This window comes from Nioella sp., assembly GCF_965215655.1.
Taxonomy (GTDB): Bacteria; Pseudomonadota; Alphaproteobacteria; order Rhodobacterales; family Rhodobacteraceae; genus Nioella.
The window spans coordinates 1,388,509-1,407,458 of record NZ_OZ244111.1; the positions used below are offsets into that span (position 1 = coordinate 1,388,509).

16 protein-coding genes are annotated in these 18,950 nt (G+C 65.1%); 8 read left to right on the forward strand and 8 right to left on the reverse strand.

Translation table 11 applies throughout. The features are described from left to right. The first annotated feature begins 71 nt into the window (after positions 1–71). The 6 genes from ftsZ (at position 72) to ACOOEX_RS07190 (ending at position 8,778) form a co-directional block, all read left to right on the forward strand. A complete protein-coding gene (gene ftsZ, locus ACOOEX_RS07165; RefSeq protein WP_420397777.1) occupies positions 72–1,670 on the forward strand; it encodes a cell division protein FtsZ in 1,599 nt (532 codons plus the stop codon). Between the two features lie 287 nt (positions 1,671–1,957). Next, positions 1,958–2,881 carry a UDP-3-O-acyl-N-acetylglucosamine deacetylase gene (gene lpxC, locus ACOOEX_RS07170; RefSeq protein WP_420398342.1) on the forward strand — a complete coding sequence of 308 codons (924 nt, stop codon included), beginning with the start codon at positions 1,958–1,960 and terminating at the stop codon, positions 2,879–2,881. Between the two features lie 113 nt (positions 2,882–2,994). Then, positions 2,995–3,852 (forward strand): outer membrane protein assembly factor BamD, encoded by an 858-nt coding sequence (locus ACOOEX_RS07175; protein ID WP_420397778.1) that lies wholly within the window; start codon positions 2,995–2,997, stop codon positions 3,850–3,852. A gap of 24 nt (positions 3,853–3,876) precedes the next feature. Continuing rightward, positions 3,877–5,526: a DNA repair protein RecN gene (gene recN, locus ACOOEX_RS07180; RefSeq protein ID WP_420397779.1), complete on the forward strand. Its 1,650-nt coding sequence runs from the start codon at positions 3,877–3,879 to the stop codon at positions 5,524–5,526. A 413-nt stretch (positions 5,527–5,939) separates the two neighbouring features. Then, positions 5,940–7,604, forward strand: a complete 1,665-nt coding sequence (locus ACOOEX_RS07185) for a chloride channel protein (RefSeq protein WP_420397780.1) — start codon at positions 5,940–5,942, stop codon at positions 7,602–7,604. Positions 7,605–7,674: 70 nt separating this feature from the next. Beyond that, positions 7,675–8,778 (forward strand): hypothetical protein, encoded by a 1,104-nt coding sequence (locus tag ACOOEX_RS07190; protein WP_420397781.1) that lies wholly within the window; start codon positions 7,675–7,677, stop codon positions 8,776–8,778. Here ACOOEX_RS07190 and ACOOEX_RS07195 read toward each other — a convergent pair whose 3' ends face one another. The 3 genes from ACOOEX_RS07195 to cobT all read right to left on the reverse strand — a co-directional run bounded on the left by ACOOEX_RS07195 (position 8,779) and on the right by cobT (position 13,082). After that, positions 8,779–9,120, reverse strand: coding sequence for a DUF427 domain-containing protein (locus tag ACOOEX_RS07195; protein WP_071690275.1), 342 nt, complete (start codon positions 9,118–9,120; stop codon positions 8,779–8,781). A gap of 73 nt (positions 9,121–9,193) precedes the next feature. After that, entirely contained in the window at positions 9,194–11,011 is a 1,818-nt protein-coding gene (locus ACOOEX_RS07200) for an aminopeptidase P family protein (RefSeq protein WP_420397782.1), read from the reverse strand. 196 nt (positions 11,012–11,207) lie between these two features. Continuing rightward, positions 11,208–13,082, reverse strand: a complete 1,875-nt coding sequence (gene cobT, locus ACOOEX_RS07205; RefSeq protein ID WP_420397783.1) for a cobaltochelatase subunit CobT — start codon at positions 13,080–13,082, stop codon at positions 11,208–11,210. 114 nt (positions 13,083–13,196) lie between these two features. On the opposite strand from cobT, the gene ACOOEX_RS07210 reads away from it, so the two are divergent. Then, complete coding sequence (locus ACOOEX_RS07210; protein ID WP_420397784.1) at positions 13,197–14,231, forward strand: hypothetical protein; 1,035 nt, start codon at positions 13,197–13,199, stop codon at positions 14,229–14,231. Positions 14,232–14,250: 19 nt separating this feature from the next. Here the strand turns inward: ACOOEX_RS07210 and ACOOEX_RS07215 are convergent, their stop codons facing one another. Together ACOOEX_RS07215 and ACOOEX_RS07220 are read right to left on the reverse strand one after the other, a co-directional pair. Further along, a complete protein-coding gene (locus ACOOEX_RS07215; protein WP_420397785.1) occupies positions 14,251–14,901 on the reverse strand; it encodes a hypothetical protein in 651 nt (216 codons plus the stop codon). A gap of 83 nt (positions 14,902–14,984) precedes the next feature. Then, positions 14,985–15,413 carry a hypothetical protein gene (locus ACOOEX_RS07220; protein WP_306047017.1) on the reverse strand — a complete coding sequence of 143 codons (429 nt, stop codon included), beginning with the start codon at positions 15,411–15,413 and terminating at the stop codon, positions 14,985–14,987. Positions 15,414–15,528: 115 nt separating this feature from the next. On the opposite strand from ACOOEX_RS07220, the gene ACOOEX_RS07225 reads away from it, so the two are divergent. After that, a complete protein-coding gene (locus ACOOEX_RS07225) occupies positions 15,529–16,731 on the forward strand; it encodes an NAD(P)/FAD-dependent oxidoreductase (protein WP_420398343.1) in 1,203 nt (400 codons plus the stop codon). Between the two features lie 212 nt (positions 16,732–16,943). On the opposite strand, the gene ACOOEX_RS07230 is transcribed toward ACOOEX_RS07225, so the two are convergent. From ACOOEX_RS07230 to ACOOEX_RS07240, 3 genes are all read right to left on the reverse strand, one after another. Further along, the gene (locus tag ACOOEX_RS07230) at positions 16,944–17,513 is read right to left on the reverse strand and encodes a fasciclin domain-containing protein (RefSeq protein WP_420397786.1); all 570 of its coding nucleotides are present in this window, start codon (positions 17,511–17,513) and stop codon (positions 16,944–16,946) included. Positions 17,514–17,637: 124 nt separating this feature from the next. Continuing rightward, positions 17,638–18,336 carry an anti-sigma factor gene (locus ACOOEX_RS07235; RefSeq protein WP_420397787.1) on the reverse strand — a complete coding sequence of 233 codons (699 nt, stop codon included), beginning with the start codon at positions 18,334–18,336 and terminating at the stop codon, positions 17,638–17,640. Further along, positions 18,333–18,875, reverse strand: a complete 543-nt coding sequence (locus ACOOEX_RS07240; RefSeq protein WP_420397788.1) for a sigma-70 family RNA polymerase sigma factor — start codon at positions 18,873–18,875, stop codon at positions 18,333–18,335. Before ACOOEX_RS07240 ends, ACOOEX_RS07235 begins: the two co-directional genes overlap by 4 nt. Positions 18,876–18,950: the final 75 nt, after the last annotated feature.

Consider the following 18,950-nt stretch of genomic DNA (forward strand, 5'->3'; position numbering starts at 1 on the left):
AAACAAGGCAGAAATCGGCTATCCGGCACAAGATCGGGGCCATCAAACAAGAACCACAGGCGGACTTTCAAATGACCCTGAATTTGACCATGCCGGATCAACCGGACCTGAAGCCGCGCATCACCGTGTTTGGCGTTGGCGGGGCAGGCGGCAATGCCGTCAACAACATGATCGACCAAGAGCTTGACGGCTGCGAATTCGTGGTGGCCAACACCGATGCGCAGGCTCTGCAGCACTCCAAATCCACGTCCCGCATCCAGATGGGCGCGAAAGTGACGGAAGGTCTGGGCGCGGGCGCGCGCCCTGCCGTGGGTGCCTCTGCCGCCGAGGAAAGCATCGAGACCATCGTGGATCACCTTGTCGGCGCGCATATGTGTTTCATCACCGCCGGGATGGGCGGCGGCACCGGCACCGGTGCGGCCCCGATCATCGCGCAAGCCGCCCGTGAACTGGGTGTGCTGACCGTCGGCGTCGTGACCAAGCCCTTCCAGTTCGAAGGCGCCAAGCGCATGCGCCAGGCCGATGAGGGCATCGAGGCGCTGCAAAAGGTCGTCGATACGCTGATCATCATCCCCAACCAGAACCTGTTCCGGCTGGCGAATGAAAAGACCACCTTCACCGAAGCCTTCGCGCTGGCCGATGACGTTCTTTACCAGGGCGTCAAGGGCGTGACCGACCTGATGGTCCGTCCGGGCCTGATCAACCTCGACTTCGCCGACGTGCGCGCGGTGATGAACGAGATGGGCAAGGCGATGATGGGCACCGGCGAAAGCGAGGGCGAGGATCGCGCGGTTCAGGCCGCCGAACGTGCCATTGCCAACCCGCTCTTGGATGAAATCAGCCTCAAGGGCGCCCGTGGCGTGCTGATCAACATCACCGGCGGCTATGACCTGACGCTGTTTGAACTGGATGAAGCCGCCAACCGCATCCGCGAGGAAGTGGACCCGGAAGCGAACATCATCGTGGGCTCCACCCTCGATACCGAGATGGAAGGCAAGATGCGCGTGTCCGTCGTGGCCACCGGCATCGACGCCGCCGAGATCCACCAGGACATTCCGGCCCCGATGCGCCGCCTGCACACGGACTCGGTTGCCATGTCGGGCCGGGGCGGTGCTGCCGCTGCGGCGGCTCCGATGGTGCTGGAAGAAGAGATCGAGGAAGACCAGCCCGCGGCCACGCCGGAACCCAGCCTCTTTACCCGTTTCGATGCGGAAACCGCCCATGAACAGGCAGAAGACCTGTTCGAGGAGGATGACGGCATTCCGGCCCCGGCCTACACGCCTCAGGTGGCCGAATCCGCTCCGGCCCCGCGTCCGGAGACCCGCGTCGCGTCGGAACCGGTGGAGGAAGACTACGTCGCCCCGCGCGCCAACAAGGGGCATCCGACCCCGGAAACGCTGGCCCGTCTGCGCGATGCGATTGCCAAGGACCGCGGCAATGCGCCCCGTGCCGCCACCCCGGCCCCCGAGGCGGAGGATCACGGCAGCAGATCGCGTTTCGGCATCAACTCGCTGCTCAACCGCATGACCGGCCATGGCGAAGAGGCCCCGGTGCCCACACAGCGCCGTCAGCCAAGCATGCAGACCCGCTCCCATCACGAGGATGAGCAGGTCGATCCCGAGCAAGACCGGATCGAGATCCCGGCCTTCCTGCGGCGTCAGGCGAACTGATCGCGTTACACATTGTGACCAAGAGGGCCGCCCTTCGGGGTGGTCCTTTTTCGTTCAAGATCAGGGGGATACGTGGTTATCCACAGGTCGGTGGCGAAAAACTGCCGACATATTTCCGCTTTGTTGCAGCGAGTCACAATCCTTGAATTGTTAATCATGGAAGAGGCGGTTAAGCCCTTGGTCATGCAAATGGAGGGGGCACTCTGTTTGCCATGGGGATTGCGTCAGGGCCGTGGGATGTGGCCGCACCGATCCTCGTGATCCTGGGACAGACAGTGGAGCGCGCCTTGCAGGCCACCATCAGAACAGCAGTTCAATTCAAGGGCATCGGGCTTCATTCCGGGCGTCCGGCACGATTGACGATTCATCCGGCGGCGGCCTCTTTCGGCATCTGGTTTCGGCGCAGTGACATCACCGACCGTGACAACATGATCCCGGCTCGCTACGACGCGGTGCCGCAAAGCCAGCTATGCACCATCCTGCGCAACGAGGCCGGTGTCGAGGTCTCGACCGTGGAACATGTGATGGCGGCGCTTGTGGGCTGCGGCGTTCACAATGCGCTGGTCGAGATCGACGGGCCGGAAGTGCCGATCCTCGACGGGTCGGCCGCGCAATTCGTACGGGGCATTCTGGCGCGCGGCGTGCAGGGGCAGGGCAGTGCGATCACCGCGATCGAAATCCTGACCGAGGTCAGCGTCGAACAGGGCGAGGCCCGCGCCACGCTGCGCCCCTCGGCCAGTATGAAGATGCGCTTCGATATCGAATTTCCTGATGCCGCCATTGGCCGCCAGACCCGCGAGATGGACCTGTGCAACGGCCATTTCGTGCGTGAACTATGCGATAGCCGCACCTTCTGTCGTCAGGCGGATGTGGAATTCATGCAGGCCAACGGGCTCGCGCTTGGCGGTGTGCCTGGTGAAAACGCGGTTGTCGTGGACGGGGATTATGTGACCAGCCCCGGCGGTCTGCGCCACGCGGATGAACCCGTGCGCCACAAGATGCTGGATGCGCTTGGCGATCTGGGACTTGCCGGGGCGCCTGTTCTTGGCGAATACGAGGGCGTACGCGCCGGTCACATGCTGACCAACCAGCTGCTGCGAAAGCTGTTCGCGACCCCCGGCGCGTGGCGCATGGTGGAATGCACGCCCGATCAGGCGGCGCAGCTTCCCGGCGTCGATCTGCACCCCGAGGACTTGTCCGCCGTTGCGTGAAACGCGCGAGGGACGATTCAGGCGTTTTGCCCTCAGAATTAATGTGCTAGGACCAATGGCAGAGAGGGCAGGCAAGCAAGCTTGCCGCAAGTAGACGCATGAGGTTTCGGGCAATGGCACGGGGGCGAGGATTGCTGAGAACGGGGTTGAAAGCGAGCGTGGCATTGGCCTTGGTCCTGTCGCTTTCGGCATGTGCCAGCTGGCGCAACCGGAACAACGACACCCCGATCGAGCAGATGGAGGCGCAGCCGATCTTCCAGCAGGCCGAGGCGGAGCTGGAAGCCGAAGACTTCGATGACGCTGCCGCCCTGTTCCTTGAGGTTGAACGCCTGCACCCCTATTCGGAATGGGCCCGGCGCGCGCTGATCATGGCCACCTATGCCTATCATCAGGACCGCGATTACGAGAACAGCCGTGCCACTGCGCAGCGCTTCCTCGACTTCTACCCCGCGGATGAGGATGCCGCCTATGCCCAGTATCTGCTGGCGCTGTCCTACTATGACCAGATCGACCAGGTGGGCCGCGACCAGGGCCTGACCTACCAGGCCTTGCAGGCGCTTCGGGTGGTGATCGAACGCTACCCGGACAGCGAATATGCCGCTTCGGCCATTCTGAAATTCGACCTCGCCTTCGACCATCTGGCCAGCAAGGAAATGGAAATCGGGCGCTACTACCTGCGTCGTGAAAACTATACTGCGGCCATCAACCGCTTCCGCGTGGTGGTGGAACAGTTCCAGACCACCAGCCACACGCCCGAGGCGTTGCTGCGTCTGGTCGAGGCTTATCTGGCGCTTGGCCTGCCCAATGAGGCACAGACCGCCGGCGCGATCCTGGGCCACAATTTCCAGGCCTCGCCCTTCTATGACGATGCCTTCCGCCTGCTCAACGATCAGGAACTGGCACCGGAGGCTGCGGGCGAAAGCTGGCTGCGCGAGATCTGGCAGCAGACGGTGCGCGGGGAATGGCTCTGACGCTCAAGGGCCGTGAGGGCAGAGATGCTGCGCAATCTCGACATTCGTGACATGCTGATCATCGACCGGCTGGAGCTGAGCTTCCAGCCGGGTCTCAACGTGCTGACCGGCGAAACCGGGGCGGGCAAGTCGATCTTGCTCGATTCCCTTGGCTTCGTACTGGGTTGGCGGGGCCGCGCCGACCTGGTGCGCGCGGGCGCGGAGCAGGGTGAGGTCGAGGCGGTCTTCGATCTGCCGGATGGGCACGGCGCGCATGCGGTGCTGGAAGAGGCGGGGCTGCCCGGTGGGGAGGAGCTGATCCTGCGCCGGGTCAACACCGCGCAGGGGCGCAAGACGGCATGGGTCAATGACCGGCGGGTCTCGGGCGATGTGCTGCGGGCGCTGTCTGACACGCTGGTAGAGCTGCACGGGCAGGGTGATGACCGGGGTCTGCTGGACCCGCGCGTGCATCGCGACATGCTGGACGAGTTCGGCGGGCTTGGGGCGCAGCGGGATGAGGTGGCGGCGCTGTGGCGTGCGGTGAATGCCGCTGCTCGGGCGCTGGCCGAGGCTGAAGCCGAAGCGGCCGAGTTGAAAGCCGAAGAGGATTTCCTGCGCCATGCGGTGGCGGAACTCGATGCGCTCGACCCGCAACCGGGCGAGGAAGACGCGCTCGACGTGCGCCGCCGCCTGATGCAAGGTGCCGAGAAGATGCGGTCCGACGTGGCGCGGGCGCTGGAGGCGCTTGGAAGCCAGGGGGGGGAGGGCGCGTTGTCTGATGCGCTGCGCTGGCTCGACGGGCTGACCGATAAGGCCGAGGGCGGGCTGGACGCGCCGCTTGCCGCGCTGGAACGGGCGCTGGTGGAACTGGGCGAGGCGCAGGCGGGGGTGGAGGCGTTTGCGGACCGGTTGAGCTTCAACCCCGCAGAGCTGGAAGAGACGGAAGAGCGGCTCTTTGCCCTGCGGGCACTGGCGCGAAAGCATGGTGTGGCCCCGGATGATCTGGGCGGCTTCGCCGAAGAGCTGCGCGGACGGCTGGAGGCGCTGGACGGGTCGGTTGCGCATCTGGGGGCGCTGAAAACGGCGCGGGACCGGGCGCGGAGAGCGTTTGATGCGGCAGCTGACGCATTGACCAAAGCGCGCATGGACGCGGCGGAACGGCTCGATGCCCGGATCATGCAGGAACTGGCGCCGCTCAAGATGGAGCGCGCGGTCTTCGTGACCGAAATCTCGGCCACTGACCCCGGTTCCACCGGACAGGACGCGGTGGTCTTTGCCGCCCGTACCAACCCCGGCGCGCCGATCGGGCCTTTGAACAAGGTGGCCTCGGGCGGCGAGCTGTCGCGCTTCCTGCTGGCCATGAAGGTCTGCCTGAGCGAAAGGGCCGAGGGGCTGACGATGATCTTCGACGAGATCGACCGGGGTGTCGGTGGGGCCACGGCGGATGCGGTTGGACGGCGGCTGAAGGCGCTGGCGGAGGGCAGCCAGGTGCTGGTCGTGACCCATTCCCCACAGGTGGCCGCGCTTGGGGCGCATCACTGGCGGGTGGAGAAGCGCGTCGAGGGCGAGGTGACCCTGAGCCGGGTTGTGCCCCTGTCGGATGCGGATCGCGTGGGCGAGGTGGCGCGGATGCTGTCGGGTGACACAGTGACCGACGCCGCGCATCAGGCGGCGCGGGAGTTGCTGAAGCTCTGAGCGGTTTCGCCGACTGCGTCGTCGACCCGCGAGCGGCCCTCGTCAACCCCCGCTTTCGCGGGGGCCTCCTCGGGCCGCGTTGCCACGGGAAATCGGATGAGTCGTTGAGAAGATAGCCCTTGTTGCGCGGGCTTTGCGGTCCTGGCCATCCGCTGAGAGGCCCTGAAGCCGGGATCTGCCCGCTTCTGGGCCTTTGCAAGCCTTTTGCCGTCCCCTGGCCTGTCAAGGCCAAGCCGCCTTGCGGCGGGCGCTTACGCGCGCCTTGACAGGCCGGGGGACGGCGTGCGGCGCGACTGACATCGCGATTTTCATCGCTGTGAAAAGCGGTTAGGGATGGGGAAAGCCGGTGCGCAGCGGGCGGGCCGGATGGTTGCGAGGATAACGGCCCCGTGTCAGGCGAAAGACAGCCTTTTTTGCGCGATCAGCTGAGCCAGGCGGTGACGGCTGCACGGGGGGGATGGGACGTGCTGCGCCACAAGGGGCCGAGCCAGATCCAGTTCTGGTTCATCGCGCTGGCCGTGGGGATCGCGGCGGGGTTCGCGGCGCTGTTCTTTCGCAAGGGCATCGACTGGCTGCAAAGCACCATCTACGGCGTTGAAGACCCCCGCATGCTGCATTCTTTTGCCGAAGGTCTGCCGTGGTTCCTGATCCTCGTGGTGCCGATCATTGGCGGCTTGATCGTGGGGCTGATCCTGCACTGGTTCACGCCGGATGGACGGGTCCGCGCGGTGGCCGATGTGATCGAGGGCGCGGCGCTGGCCGATGGCCGGGTGGAGCAAAAGGCGGGGATCGCCTCGGCCTTCGCCTCGCTGATCACCCTGTCCTCGGGCGGGTCCACGGGACGTGAGGGGCCGGTTGTGCATCTGGCGGGCGTGGTGTCGTCGCGCGTCTCGGACTGGATCAAGGCCGACGGGATCACCGGACGCGACCTGTTGGGCTGCGCGGTGGCGGCGGCGGTGTCGGCCAGCTTCAACGCGCCGATTGCCGGGGCGCTCTTCGCGCTGGAGGTGGTGCTGCGCCATTTCGCGGTGCATGCCTTTGCCCCCATCGTCATCGCCTCGGTTGCGGGCACGGTGATCAACCGGCTGGAATTCGGCGACATGACCGAGTTTCACCTGGGCACGGACAGCGCGCTGGAATTCTATGTGGAACTGCCGGCTTTCATGCTGCTTGGCCTGCTGGCGGGGGTCATCGCTGCGGTTTTCATGCGCGGGGTGTTCTGGGCGGAGGACCTTGGCAACGGCATCCAGCGGCGCACCGGGCTGCCGCGCTGGCTGCGTCCGGCGATCGCGGGGGCGTTTCTGGGGGCGTTGGCCATTGCCTTCCCGCATATCATCGGGGTGGGGTACGAGACGACCTCGGCGGCGCTGACTGGCGAATTGCTGCTGCATGAGGCCATTGTCTTCGCCATTCTCAAGGTCATTGCCGTGGGCATCACCATCGGGGGCCGCATGGGCGGCGGGGTCTTCTCGCCCTCGCTGATGATCGGGGCGTTGACCGGGCTGGCCTTCGGCATGATCGCCACCGGCATCTTTCCCGATGTGTCGGGGTCAGAGACGCTTTACGCGCTGGCAGGTATGGGGGCTGTGGCGGCCGCCGTTCTGGGGGCGCCCATTTCAACGACCCTCATCGTCTTTGAGCTGACCGGCGACTGGCAGACGGGTCTGGCGGTGATGGTCTCGGTGTCCCTGTCGACCGCTGTTGCCAGCCGCATGGTGGACCGGTCCTTCTTCCTCACGCAGCTGGAGCGGCGCAATATCCACCTGGCTGCCGGACCGCAGGCCTATCTGCTTGGCATGTTCCGGGTGGCAAAGGTGATGCGCCCGCTGGATCATGAGAGGACCGGCGAGAGCGAGGCGCTGCTGACATTGGTGGACCAGGGCATCTACCTGGAGATGAACGCGACGCTGGAACGGGCCATGCCGGTCTTTGAACGCACCGGGCTCGATCGGGTTCCGGTGGTGACGCTGGCGCCGGGCGATGCCCCGCCCGCACTGGAGGGCGCGCTTTACCAGGTCGATGCGTTGAAGGCGTATAACCGGGCGCTGGCGGCGACAGCGGCAGAGGAGCATAGCTGATCCGGTTACGGGGCGGGCGCGATCCATGCTAAAGTGCGTCTATTGATCGTTGAATTTCGAGGATGCCCGAATGCCAGTATTGCGTCATGCCAAAGCTGTGTGCTGCCTGTGCCTGTCCGTTTTCCTGGCGACCCCAAGTCTCGCAGATGCGCCGCCCGCAAGCGCTGCCCTCCGCCTGTTGCTGGCCACCATTCCCGATGTGGCGGATGCTCCGGCTGGTGGCTATCAGATTGATTTCGGGGATGTTCGCGCCGCACGGTCGTTTCTGGAGGCAAACGGAGTCGCGCCCCTCGACCCGGAAGAGCGGGCGCTGGCGGCCCTGATGCGGGGTGGGACGCAGATCTTCGGGCGCTCGGCATCGGCGCAGGACGCCCGCTTTCGCTTGGCCAACGGATTTGGTTTCGATGATGTGGAAACCAACCTCCAATATGCCCGCCCGCCGATCTGGCTGAACCTGTTGTCGCTCGGCTTCGGCGCGGGTGCGGTGGCAGCCGATCTCCTGCCGGGGGCCGGGTTTACGCACGAGGAACGACACGGGCATTCGGTTTTCTGGCGGGGCGAGCAGGACAACGCCGTGATGCAGCCGAACCTGCCGCCTGACGATCTTTATGGCGGGGCGGTGCGACGGTCGGCTCGGCTGGCAGTGGCGGGTGATATTCTGGCCTTCTCGAATGCATGGGCGGTGCTGGACACGGTACTGACCACCGAAATGCCGCGGATGGTGGATGACGCCGAGATTGCCGCGCTGCTCGATGCGCTGGACGCGGCCGCACATCCCGGTGAACGTCTGATCCTGGCCAATCTCTTTGTGGAGGCGTTGCCTGCGGAATATCCGGGGACCCTGTTGATGGCGGATCTCTTTGGCGATGACGGCCATGTCACCATTGTCGCGTTGCGTCCGACCCAAATCCTGCCCGCCGCCGACCAGGCTGCCCGACTGGGTGTGAACTGGTCGGGCCTGGCTATCAACGACGCGGGCGACAGTTTTGCCGATCTGATCGGCGCGGATGCCGAGACGGCGGTGATCGAGGCGGGGGCACCGGTTCTTGTCATGCGGCTGGACACGCGGATTGACGCCGAGGCCAGCCGGTTGCTGTTCAATCAGGCGTATCGGACGCTGCAAAGCGCCTTGATGCGCCGGGATTTCGAGCGTCTGCTGTCGGACCGGCCGTGATCAGACTTTCTCGATGGCCACCAGGTTCGGATAGAACGCCAGGTAGCCCGCGATCTCGGCGGCTTCTTCGGTGGGGGCCTCGTAGCTCCAGGCCGCGTTCTTGATCACGTTCGACTTGGTCACGATCGAGTAATAGGCCGCGTCGCCCTTGAACGGGCAATGGCTGGTCTGTTCCGAGGCGTCGAGGAATGCCATGCCGATATCTTCGCGGGGGAAGTAGATGACGGGCGGATAGTCGCCCTCGGTCAGTTCCAAGGCGTTCTTGGACTCGCCCAGAACGGCCCCTCCGGCCCGCACAACCCAGGTGCCCGCCGCTTTGCGAATCTTGATATGGCTTGTCATCTTTGTCCCTCTCCCTCGTCCGTAAACGCGTTTATCCCGGCATGATCTGCCGCTTGCCTGTAACAGGATGATGTCACAGCGGTGCCGTGGCCCGATCCAGCCAGTCTGCCGTATGGGCTGGCAGGTGCGATCGCAGTTTTTCGGCGGTTCGCGCATGATAGGCGTCAATCCACGCGATTTCGTCCCTGTTCATCGCATCTGCGTCAATCAGACGCCGGTCGATGGGGGCCCAGGTGATGGTGTCGAATTCCAGCATGTCGCGCGGGTCGCCGCCGGGCAGGGCCGGGGCTTCGCGCACCACGATCAGGTTTTCGATGCGGATGCCGAAGGCGCCTTCCCGGTAGTATCCTGGCTCATTGGACAGGATCATGCCCGGCTGCAAGGGCAGGGTGGAGACGCGGGAAATCCGTTGCGGGCCTTCATGCACCGAGAGGTAGACGCCGACGCCATGCCCGGTGCCGTGGTCGAAATCGCGCCCCGCCTGCCAGAGCGGCATCCGTGCGAGCGAGTCGAGGTCCCGCCCGGCGATCCCCTTGGGAAAGCGCGCGCGGCTGACGGCGATCATCCCGCGCAGCACCTGGGTAAAGGCGCTGCGCTCGTCTTCACCTGGCGCCCCCACAGCGATGGTGCGGGTGATGTCGGTGGTCCCGTCCTCGTACTGCGCGCCGCTGTCGACTAGATAGATCTGCCCAGGGGTGATCGTCGCGTTCGAGGCTTCGGACACCCGGTAATGGGGCAGTGCGGCATGGGGACCGGCGGCGGAAATCGTGTCGAAGGAGATGTCTTTCAGCACCCCGGTATCCGCCCGGAACGCTTCCAGCCTGCGGGCGCAGTCGATCTCGGTCAGCTTCCCCTTCGGGGCCTCCGTGTCGAACCAGTGCAGGAAACGGGCAAATGCCACCCCGTCGCGGATATGGGCGGCGGTGGTGGCCTTGATCTCGGCGGGCGTCTTGCGCGCTTTGGGCAGGATGCAGGGGTCCTGGCCGCTGGCGACCTCCACCCCTGCGGCGTCCAGCACCATGCGCACCTGGTGGGGCGCTGTGGCGGGATCGACGCGAACCGGGCCAGAGAGCGTGGCAATGGCCGCCTCGAAATCATCCCAGTGCTTCAGCGTGATGTTCGGATCGGGGCCGAGTGCCTCGAACTTGGCCGGGTCGCTGAACAGCGTCACATGCCCGCGGCTGTCGATGATGGCGAAGGCCTGCACGACCGGCAAATGCGGCAGGTCGCCCCCGCGGATGTTGAGCAGCCAGCAGACGGAATCGGGCAGGGTCAGAATGGCGGCGGCCTGTCCCGCCTTGGCGAGGGCATCCGCGATGTCCCGCCGTTTCTCACCCGATTTTCTCCCTGCAATTTCAACGGGAAACCCGGTTGCGGGCGCATCGGGCCGGTCCGGCTGGTCGGGCCAGATCGCGTCAACCGGGTTCGCAACGGGACGCAGCGAGATTTGGGCAGGCGTCAGGGCGGCCTCCAGCCGGTCAATCTCCTGGCTGGTATGCAGCCAGGGGTCAAAGCCAACTATACCTCCTTTGGGCAGGTGATCCTTCAGCCAGTCCTCCAGCGCGGTTTCGGGCCAGTTTACCGGAGTGAAGTCGGACAGCGCCACCTGCTCCTTGACCTGAACCCGGTAGCGGCCATCGACGAAGACGCCCGCCCTGTCAGGCAGAACCGCGCAGAACCCCGCCGAGCCGGTGAACCCGGTCAGCCAGGCCAGCCTCTCGTCCCGCGCGGCCACGTATTCGCCCTGATGCGCATCGGCGCGCGGCACCAGAAAGCCCGACAGGCCCTGCGTCGCCAGTTCGGCGCGCAGCATTGCCAACCGGGGTGGCCCCTGTTCGGGGCTGGTCGCGGAAGAAAAGCTCTGGAAACGGGTGGGGCTGGTATCGGTCATGGCGCGGAGCCTGCACCGGGGCGCGGGATTTGTCCATCGCTGCCGTGGCGACGCAGAGCCTTCCTGTCAGCGCAGGCAGGTTCATACAGTTTAACTAAAATTGTCTTTCAGCTTGGCCAAAATACCTCGGGGAGCGCGAGGGGCTGGCCCCTCGCTCCTGTCACGTCCACAGGCGCTGCCGGTCGCATGGGCGTGCTCAGCTTACCTTCTTCAACCCCAGAAACCGCGCCCGCGCGCGGGGGTCGCTGTCGAAGAGCGAGGCCAGCTGCTCGGTCATCGCACCGGCCAGCTGTTCCGCATCGGTGATGGTCACAGCCCGGTCATAATACCGGGTCACGTCATGGCCGATGCCGATGGCCAGCAGTTCCACCGCCTTGCGCTTCTCGACCATGGCGATCACGTCGCGCAGGTGTTTTTCGAGGTAGTTCGACGGGTTCACCGACAAGGTGGAATCATCGACTGGTGCGCCGTCCGAGATCACCATCAAAATCTTGCGCTGTTCGCGCCGCGCCAGCATCCGGCGATGCGCCCATTCCAGTGCCTCGCCGTCGATGTTTTCCTTCAGCAAGCCCTCTTTCATCATCAGGCCCAGATTGTCGCGCGTCCGGCGCATCGGCGCGTCGGCCTGTTTATAGATGATATGGCGCAGGTCATTGAGGCGTCCGGGCTGTTGCTTGCGGCCCTCTGCCAGCCATTCCTCGCGCGACCGCCCGCCTTTCCAGGCGCGGGTGGTAAAGCCAAGGATCTCCACCTTCACCGAGCACCGTTCCAGCGTGCGGGCCAGAACATCGGCGCAGATCGCGGCGATGGAAATCGGGCGCCCGCGCATGGACCCGGAATTGTCCAGAAGCAGCGTCACCACAGTGTCGCGGAAATCCATGTCCTTTTCGACCTTGAAGCTGAGCGGCGTCGTGGGATTGGCCACCACGCGCGCCAGACGGCCCGCATCAAGCACACCCTCTTCCTTGTCGAACTCCCAGGACCGGTTCTGCTGTGCCTGAAGGCGGCGTTGCAGCTTGTTGGCCAGACGGCTGACTGCCCCTTTCAGCGGTTCCAGCTGCTGGTCGAGATAGGCGCGCAGGCGTTCCAGTTCCTGCGGCTCGGCCAATTCCTCGGCCATGATCTCTTCGTCATGTTCGGTCGTGTAAACCGTGTAATCCGGGTCGGCCTCGGAATGGGGGGCAGGGGGCGGCGGTTCCAGCGGGGCCTCGCCCTCTGGCAGCTCGGTTTCCTCGGCCTCTTCCATGTCGCCCTGGTCGTCCATTTCGACCGAGGCCTGGCTGGCATCCTGCTGTTCTTCCTGGCTTTGCTCGGGCGAGGCATCGGCCTGTTCGTCCTGATCCTCGTCCGAGTCGCCGGTGGAATCGGGGTTCTCGTCGTCGTCGGCTTCCGCCTCTTCCTCGTTATCCTCGTCCATCTCGTCGGGGTCGTCCCCCAACTGGTCGCCATAGCCCAGATCTTCAATGAGCTGGCGGGAGAGTTTGGCAAAGGCGGTCTGGTCGGACAGCACTTCATCAAGATTGTCGAGCGTATCGGCGCAGCGATCCTCGATGAAGCCGCGCCATAGCTCCATGACATTGGCGGCCTCGGGCGGCAGCTCGCGGCCCGTGGCGAGATGGCGGATCAGGTAACCGGCAGCCACGGCCAGCGGCGCGTCGGCGGCCTCTCGGATCTCGCCATAGCCCTTGCGGCGGGCCTCGTTGCCGATCTTGGCGTCGATATTGCCCGCGGTTCCCGGCATATGCCGGGCGCCCATGGCCTCGCAGCGGGCGGTTTCCATCGCGTCCATCAGGTCGCGCGCCATCTGGCCCTGCGGCGCATAGCGGGCAGCGGTGCCGGTGTCGTGGTATTTGTGCTTCAGCGCGAAAGCGTCGGCGGTGCCACGCGCCAGCAGAACCTCGTCCCGCGTCATGCGGCGGCTGATCTGCGGCAGGCGCACAGAGTCGCCCGTCTGCCCCGGCGGATCGACGGAATAGGTCACCCCAAGTTCAGGGTCATCCGCCATCACGCGGGTGGTTTCGGCGAGGGCCTTCTTGAAAGGATCGGCGGGGTTGTCCGAGGGCTTTTTCATACCCCTGTTATGCACCCGCTCCGGGACGGCGAAAAGAGGGGATTTGTGTCAGGGCTGACATTGGGTAGGGTCGGGGCGATTTGCAGCATCGAGACATTGAAAGGACGAATTGCCGTGAAGCTCTCAGCAGGCGCATTGGCCGTGATCGGAAGTCTTATTCTGCCGGGCGCGGCGCAGGCGCAGGATTTCGATTGTCTGGCCGTGATGCAGGCCTTTCGGGCCGAGCCGGTGCCGGGGGTCGCTCCGCCCACGCATGACATCTGCGATGACGACCAATTGATTGCTTTTCGCGTCAATCTGGCGGCTGCGGAGCGGGCGGTTCCGGTGACGGGTCCTGCGGCGCTCTATGGCACCTGGCTTTCGGACGACGCGCTCCTGTATCTCAGCGGCATCACCGTGCCCGGAACCGAGGTGCTGGAGATCGGGCCGGGGGCCGAGGAAGGCGAGATCGAGATCGTCCAGTACTGGATCAAACCGAATATCCCCGGCTATGACATCGTGCCATGGGAGGAGGACAGCGGCTATGACGGGTGGGTGTCGCGGGGCATGTTCCGGCCGGATGGGCGCGAGGGGGTTTATGCGCCGGTGTCGTTCGGACCGGGTATGCTGACCTATTCCGGTCTGCGGCTGGAGCATGAGCGCTCGCACGAGCTCTTCGTGCTGTCCCAACTCAATCACTTCGAGCTTCCGGTGACCTTCCTGCGCGATGGCGATGTGCTGGTGCTGGAAAGCGATCGGCGTGACCCTCTGTCCCGAAACCTGACGCCGGTCTTGAGCACCTACACGCGGGTCGATGCGGACGCGGTGGACATGGCGCTGCAACTCGTGGTGGCGGCGGAACTGAGCTATGGGCGGTTTTTCGATTGTTTCGTGCATCAGCTGAGCGACAACGAGGGGCCGTTGATTGCCGCCTTCACGCCTTATTCAACGACGGATGCGCGGGACTGGGTCGATAGCCTCTGGTCCGCCTCTTTGGAACGCACGGCCCTGATGGCAGAGCTGCGCAGCGACACGCCGCCGGAAAACGGATCTGCTCTCATGCAAGAGTTCATGGAGCGCTATGTCGCCCTGATCGAGACTCCAATCAACCGGCATTTCGTCGAGCGTTTGATTGGCGGAGCCGACCTCGGTTGTCCGCCCGTTTATTAAGGCGTGCGCGTCGGGTGCGTCACGGCAGGTTGTCGAAAAACAGCGTCTGAACCGCCTGGCAGGGCGCTGGCAGGGCGGCGAAGGCCCCGTGATCGCTGAGCAGCGGGGCGGGGCTGTCCAATGTGCCGCTTTGTGCCACCGAGTGCTCCTCCTCGCTTTCGGGATCGACCCAGGTGGCCTCGGCCACCCACTCCCCGTTGTCATAGTCGAGCGAGCAGCTATAGCCACCGGAGGTGAACCGGTCATAGCTGGAATAGCCGAATCCCTGCACGCGGAAGGCATCCTCCTGCCAGCCGATGCGCAGGGTCTGGAACCACGGGTGACGCCCGATGCCGGATTGTTCGGAACGGAGCAGAACGGTGCGCCCGTCGCCCTCCTCCAGCGAAGGCGACATCCCCCACATGGACCCGTTATAGGCGGCATTGCGCAGGACCAGCAGCGGCGCGCCGGGATCGTCCTGCAACCGCCGGTCCGACAGGATCACCAGATCGGCGCTGCTGTCATCGTCCCGACTGGTCAACAGGATCACCTGTTCGCAGCCATTGAGCGGATGGATGTCGACGCACAGGCTGTCGATGAGACGGGGCAGGGTGTCGCTTTCGGGAAGGGTCAGATCCTGGGCCGTGGCAGGCGATGCGAGCAAGGCCGCGAAGAGGGCGAGAAAACGCATGGGGATATCCTTGGAGTTTGGTGCTGAAAACGAGGGCAGCATAGCGATGCGGCCCCCGGTTTGTCAGCCCGTTCCCGCGCGCCCTAATCCTCGCCGGTCATGACGGCCGTGCAATCCTCGTTATCGGCCAGATAGACCGGATCGTCGGAAAAGGCATTGCGGCCCGCCTCGGCATTGGCGTCGAACCGCTGGCGATAGGCGTCCGAGAGGGCTTCCACCTCGCTGACAACCGCATCGCGGGCGGCGTCAGGCTCCAGCCCTTCCTGTTCCATCGCGTCCGCGGCCGTCATCATCAGCAGCGCCACGATATTGTTGACCTGATCCTGCATATCCTCGCTGATCTGGTCGCCCAGATAGGCCGCCGAGGACGCATAGAAGGCCGCGCAGCGGGTGCCGATATAGGACATGGGCGCTCCGTCGCCCACCTCGACGCGCAGGGGCTGCATCTCCTCCTGGGCGAGGGCGGGCAGGGGCATCAGCAGGGCCAGCAGGGTCAGGGCGCGGATGGTCAACGGGCATCTCCGGGGTTTGGACATTTGGGGGATCATGACGGCAAAGCTTGCCCGCCGCCACCCCCAAGCCGCGATGACGCTTGCCTTCGCCGCGAGAGACCCGCACAAGGGCGCCATGACCGCGCAGCATGTCACCACCCTGATCCTTGGCGCCGGGGCCGCGGGCCTTATGTGTGCCGCCCACGCGGGGCCGGATACGCTGGTGGTGGATCATGCCAAGGCGCCGGGCGAAAAAATCCGCATTTCGGGCGGCGGGCGCTGCAACTTCACCAATATCTATGCGGGGGCCGAAAACTTCCTCTCGCAGAACCCCCATTTCGCGAAATCCGCGCTCAGCCGGTATAGGCAATGGGATTTCCTCGATCTGGTGAACAAGCACGGCATTGCCTGGCATGAAAAGACGCTCGGGCAGCTCTTTTGCGATGGTTCCGCGAAAGAGATCATCACCATGCTGCTTGCGGAAATGCAGCCTGCCGAGTTGTGGTTGCGCACCGAGATCGGCGAGATCACTCATGATGGCAGCCGCTTCACGGTCGCGCTTACGCGGGAAGGCCGCGCGGTGACCGTCACCGCCCGCAATCTGGTGGTGGCTACCGGAGGCAAGTCGATTCCCAAGATGGGGGCGACCGGGATTGGTTACCGCATTGCGGAACAGTTCGGCCATAGACTGACCGACACGCGCCCCGGCCTTGTGCCGCTGACCTTCAACGAGGATCAGAAGGCCGCCTTTCGCCCCCTTGCGGGGAGCGCCGTGCCCGTGGTGGCAGGCTGCAATGGCGGCAGCTTTGAAGAGGCGATGCTGTTCACCCACAGGGGCCTCTCCGGCCCGGCGATCCTGCAAATCTCGTCCTATTGGCGGGAGGGTGACAGCCTGTCGGTGCGATTGTGTCCCGGCACCGATCTTTATAGTGCATTGCGGGCGCGCCGTCAGACCGATGGTGCCAAGGCGCTGACCACGGTTCTGGCGGACCACCTGCCGCGCGCCCTGTGTCAGTTTCTGGCAGAAAGCTGGGGTCTGGCGGGCAATCTGGCGGACCAATCGGACAAGGCGTTGCGGGGGCTGGTGGACCGGCTGGAAAACTGGCACCTGATGCCCACCTCCTCGGAAGGCTACCGCACGGCGGAGGTGACGCTTGGCGGGGTCGAGACCGACGGAATGTCCTCAAAGACCATGGAATCGCGGCTGCAATCGGGGCTCTTCTTGATTGGCGAAGTGGTGGACGTGACCGGCTGGCTTGGCGGCTATAACTTCCAGTGGGCCTGGTCGTCGGCTGTCGCGGCCGGGCGTGCCATAGCAACGCGCCCGACCATTGGCTGAGGCAACGACCGGGCGCTTGCGGGCGACCCTGCTCGGACAGGCCGCCCGTCCAGGGATGCGAAGCCCCAAGGGACAGGGGCTTTTTACGACGCGGTCAGAAGCGGGACCGGCTTTCCTGCCGGGGACAGATCGGACAGGACCGAGCGTAGCATCCGTCGGGAGAAGTCCGTCCCGGCCGCGGATGGGGGCTGGCCGGGACGGGACGTGAACTGTCAGGCGCCGGGCAACAGCACCGTGTCGATCACGTGGATCACACCGTTCGACTGCACCACATCGGCCACGGTCACCGTTGCGGTGCGGTTTTGCTGGTCGGTCAGGGTGATCATGCCGTCCTGCATCCGCGCGGTCAGAACGCAGCCGCCCACGGTCTGCACGTCATGCGCGCCACTGTCATCGGCGATCATGCCCATGATGGCATCGGACAGGGCATTGGTCGCGACCACGTGGCAGGTCAGGATTTCGCGCAGACGGCCCATGTTCCGGGGCTCCAGCAGCGCTTCGACTGATCCGGCGGGCAGGGCTGCGAAGGCGTCATTGGTCGGGGCGAAGACGGTGAAGGGGCCGTCGCCTGCCAGCGTATCGACAAGGCCCGCATGCTGCACGGCGGCCACAAGGGTGGTGTGATCGGCGGAATTCACCGCGTTTTCCACGATGGTCATCGTCGGGAACATCGCCGCGCCGCCGACCATCGGATTGCCGGTGGACGCATGGGATTCGGCGAGTGCAGCGCCCGAGGTCAGGCCGAGGGCCAGAAGGGCGGCAGTCAGGGTATTGGGGGTCATGTGGTGGTCTCCTCTGATGTTGGACACGTCCGTTCCGGGACGCTCATCAGAAACCACGAGGCGGCGGGGCGGAAAGTTTCACAGCGCAGGCAAAAAAGCTGACAGAGGGTTCAAGGCCCTGAAATCAAGCCTGAATTTCCTCGATCACGCCAATGGCCAGTACATCCCCCGTAGGCGCGCCGGTCGGCGATCCGCCGGGCGGTTCATCCGATACGGCCAGTACACCCCCGGCAAATAGAGCGCGCAGGGGTTCCGGCACGGCGACTTGCGTTTCGGACTCTGCCGACAGCAGGCCAAGCGACACCGGGGCCGCGTCACCCGTGATTAGCCAAAGCTGCTGCGCGCGGCCATCGGCCACGGACCCCGATTGGCGGCTGACGCGAAGCTGTCCGCTGTCGAGATCGAGCGCCGCGGCCAATTGCAAGCCGCCGTCCTCGGCGGCGATGATCGCAGTGAATTCCGGTTCGCCACGGCTGCCCGGGCCGCCGATGTAGACCAGCACCGCCACCGCGACCAATCCCGCCATGGCAAGGGCCGCGGCCCCGCGCCAAAGCCCCGACCATTGCCACCGCGAGCGGGCATCATCGCGGAAGAGATGGGCCACCAGGCGCGCCTCGACCGATGCGGGCGGTGTCACCGGCGCGACCTCCTGCTCGGCCATGGTTGCGAAACGCCGTTCCCAGGCAAGCACTTCGTCGCGCAACGCGGGCTCCGACTCCAGCCGCGCCCGCATCTCGCGCGCTTCCGCATCCGGCAGCAGGCCAAGGACGTATTCCGCCGCCTTGCCGCTGTCGTCAGGGGATATGGTGGGCCGGTCGCTCATCGGCTGAGACAATCCTTTAGGGTTAGCAGGCTGCGGCGCAGCCAGGTTCGCATGGTGTTCAGCGGCACGTCAAAGCGCGCCGCCAGATCGGCATAGGTTTCGCCTTCCAGGTAGGCGCCCCGCACCGCCGCCGCGCGGGATTGGTCCAGTTCTCCAAGGCAATCGGCGATGCGCCGTGCCTCTCCGGCCGCAATGGCCTGCGCCTCGGGCCCCGGGGCGGGATCGGCGAGCACCAGATCGGGCTCTGCCGTATCCCCGCCGCCTTTCCGGGCGCGCAGCCGGTCGATGGCATGGTTGCGCGCAATGGTGATCAGCCAGGTCATCGGGCTGTGACCCGTGACCTTGTAGCGGTCTGCGCGGTTCCAGATCTTGATGAACACCTCTTGCAAGGCATCCTCGGCCTCGGCCCGGTCGTTCAAGACACGCAGGCAGATGCCAAAGAGTTTCGCGGAGGTCTCGGAAAAAAGCGCTCGGAAGGCCGCCCTGTCCCTGAGGACAATGCGGGCCAGCAGGTCTTCCAGATCGGTCTGCGCGCTCATTCGCTGGCAGCTAGCGCGTTTCTTCGAAGCAGCAATGAAAAAAACGCGCCGCCGCGGCACGGGGTCTGGGGCCTT

Bases quoted from the DNA above. Each gene is read 5' to 3' on its own strand.
- ACOOEX_RS07190 (WP_420397781.1), top strand. From the start codon at position 7,675: ATGCCAGTATTGCGTCATGCCAAAGCTGTGTGCTGCCTGTGCCTGTCC.
- recN (WP_420397779.1), top strand. From the start codon at position 3,877: ATGCTGCGCAATCTCGACATTCGTGACATGCTGATCATCGACCGGCTG.
- ACOOEX_RS07230 (WP_420397786.1), bottom strand. From the start codon at position 17,513: ATGACCCCCAATACCCTGACTGCCGCCCTTCTGGCCCTCGGCCTGACC.
- ACOOEX_RS07195 (WP_071690275.1), bottom strand. From the start codon at position 9,120: ATGACAAGCCATATCAAGATTCGCAAAGCGGCGGGCACCTGGGTTGTG.
- ACOOEX_RS07225 (WP_420398343.1), top strand. From the start codon at position 15,529: ATGACCGCGCAGCATGTCACCACCCTGATCCTTGGCGCCGGGGCCGCG.
- ACOOEX_RS07175 (WP_420397778.1), top strand. From the start codon at position 2,995: ATGGCACGGGGGCGAGGATTGCTGAGAACGGGGTTGAAAGCGAGCGTG.
- ACOOEX_RS07235 (WP_420397787.1), bottom strand. From the start codon at position 18,336: ATGAGCGACCGGCCCACCATATCCCCTGACGACAGCGGCAAGGCGGCG.
- ACOOEX_RS07240 (WP_420397788.1), bottom strand. From the start codon at position 18,875: ATGAGCGCGCAGACCGATCTGGAAGACCTGCTGGCCCGCATTGTCCTC.
- ACOOEX_RS07215 (WP_420397785.1), bottom strand. From the start codon at position 14,901: ATGCGTTTTCTCGCCCTCTTCGCGGCCTTGCTCGCATCGCCTGCCACG.
- ACOOEX_RS07200 (WP_420397782.1), bottom strand. From the start codon at position 11,011: ATGACCGATACCAGCCCCACCCGTTTCCAGAGCTTTTCTTCCGCGACC.
- ftsZ (WP_420397777.1), top strand. From the start codon at position 72: ATGACCCTGAATTTGACCATGCCGGATCAACCGGACCTGAAGCCGCGC.
- cobT (WP_420397783.1), bottom strand. From the start codon at position 13,082: ATGAAAAAGCCCTCGGACAACCCCGCCGATCCTTTCAAGAAGGCCCTC.